The 1,965-nt window shown below is 53.4% G+C and carries 2 rRNA genes; both read left to right on the top strand.

Features of this window, described 5'->3' with window-relative positions:
* Positions 1-196 precede the first annotated feature (196 nt).
* Positions 197-1,743 (top strand): 16S ribosomal RNA (locus E0E20_RS13720).
* Between the two features lie 101 nt (positions 1,744-1,844).
* Positions 1,845-1,962 (top strand): 5S ribosomal RNA (gene rrf, locus E0E20_RS13715).
* Positions 1,963-1,965: the final 3 nt, after the last annotated feature.

The raw sequence follows: 1,965 nt of genomic DNA, 5'->3' as shown, positions 1-1,965 counted from the left end.
AAGGAAGCGGCAGCAGATTTGACAAACAAACAGAAATGCAACCCTGAAGATTTCAAGATTCCCGTAAGGAACACGATCCGAGCGGATGGTGCGGGCCTTATAGGGATCGCGAGACATTCAGAACAGACTAGTAAAAAACGGACAGCAGAAAAACTGAGAAGTCAGTGGTTCGGCTGACCGGGAAAGAACTACTACAGAACATGAGAGTTCGATCCTGGCTCAGGATGAACGCTGGCGGCGTGCCTAACACATGCAAGTCGAACGGAGATAGTGAAAGAGAAGCTTCGGCAGATCGGAAATTATCTTAGTGGCGGACGGGTGAGTAACGCGTGGGGAACCTGCCTCTGACCGGGGGATAGCAGTTGGAAACGACTGATAATACCGCATAAGCCCACAGGATGGCATCATCGAGTGGGAAAAACTCCGGTGGTCAGAGATGGCCCCGCGTCTGATTAGCCAGTTGGTGAGGTAACGGCTCACCAAAGCGACGATCAGTAGCCGGCCTGAGAGGGCGGACGGCCACATTGGGACTGAGACACGGCCCAAACTCCTACGGGAGGCAGCAGTGGGGGATATTGCACAATGGAGGGAACTCTGATGCAGCGACGCCGCGTGAGTGAAGAAGTATTTCGGTATGTAAAGCTCTATCAGCAGGGAAGAAAGGCTCCGGAAGGAGAGATGACGGTACCTGAGTAAGAAGCCCCGGCTAACTACGTGCCAGCAGCCGCGGTAATACGTAGGGGGCAAGCGTTATCCGGATTTACTGGGTGTAAAGGGAGCGTAGACGGAGAGGCAAGTCTGAAGTGAAAGCCCGCGGCTCAACCGCGGGACTGCTTTGGAAACTGTTTGTCTAGAGTACTGGAGGGGTAAGCGGAATTCCTAGTGTAGCGGTGAAATGCGTAGATATTAGGAGGAACACCGGCGGCGAAGGCGGCTTACTGGACAGCAACTGACGTTGAGGCTCGAAAGCGTGGGTAGCAAACAGGATTAGATACCCTGGTAGTCCACGCTGTAAACGATGAATACTAGGTGTTGGGAGACAAGGTCTTTCAGTGCCGTCGCAAACGCAGTAAGTATTCCACCTGGGGAGTACGTTCGCAAGAATGAAACTCAAAGGAATTGACGGGGACCCGCACAAGCGGTGGAGCATGTGGTTTAATTCGAAGCAACGCGAAGAACCTTACCAGGTCTTGACATCCCATTGACGTAAGCGTAATGGCTTATTTCCCTCGGGACAATGGAGACAGGTGGTGCATGGTTGTCGTCAGCTCGTGTCGTGAGATGTTGGGTCAAGTCCCGCAACGAGCGCAACCCTTGTCCGTAGTAGCCAGCAGTAAGATGGGAACTCTACGGAGACTGCCGGGGATAACCCGGAGGAAGGTGGGGATGACGTCAAATCATCATGCCCCTTATGATCTGGGCGACACACGTGCTACAATGGCGTAAACAAAGGGAAGCGAGCCGGTGACGGCAAGCGAACCTCAGAAATAACGTCTCAGTTCGGACTGTAGTCTGCAACCCGACTACACGAAGCTGGAATCGCTAGTAATCGCAGATCAGCATGCTGCGGTGAATACGTTCCCGGGTCTTGTACACACCGCCCGTCACACCATGGGAGTTGGTAATGCCCGAAGTCAGTGACCCAACCTGCAAGGGAGGGAGCTGCCGAAGGCAGGATCAATAACTGGGGTGAAGTCGTAACAAGGTAGCCGTATCGGAAGGTGCGGCTGGATCACCTCCTTTCTAAGAGAAGAAGCAAGAAGAAGTAGGGGTTGCATTTCTGTCTGGGTGTCAAATCGGAAGAGTAAGAGAAGCGAGGAAGAAGGAACACTCAGAGTAAGGATTCCGGTGGCGATGCGTTCAGGGGAGACACCCGTTTTCATCCCGAACACGACGGTTAAGACCTGAGCGGCCGATGGTACTATACGGGAGACTGTATGGGAGAGCAGGTGGCTGCCGGATTTT

Source organism: Lachnoclostridium sp. Marseille-P6806, from assembly GCF_900625025.1.
In the GTDB taxonomy this organism is placed as follows: Bacteria; Bacillota; Clostridia; order Lachnospirales; family Lachnospiraceae; genus CAG-791.
Note: the sequence above shows the minus strand (reverse complement) of the source record. Positions and strands in the feature narration are given on the sequence as shown.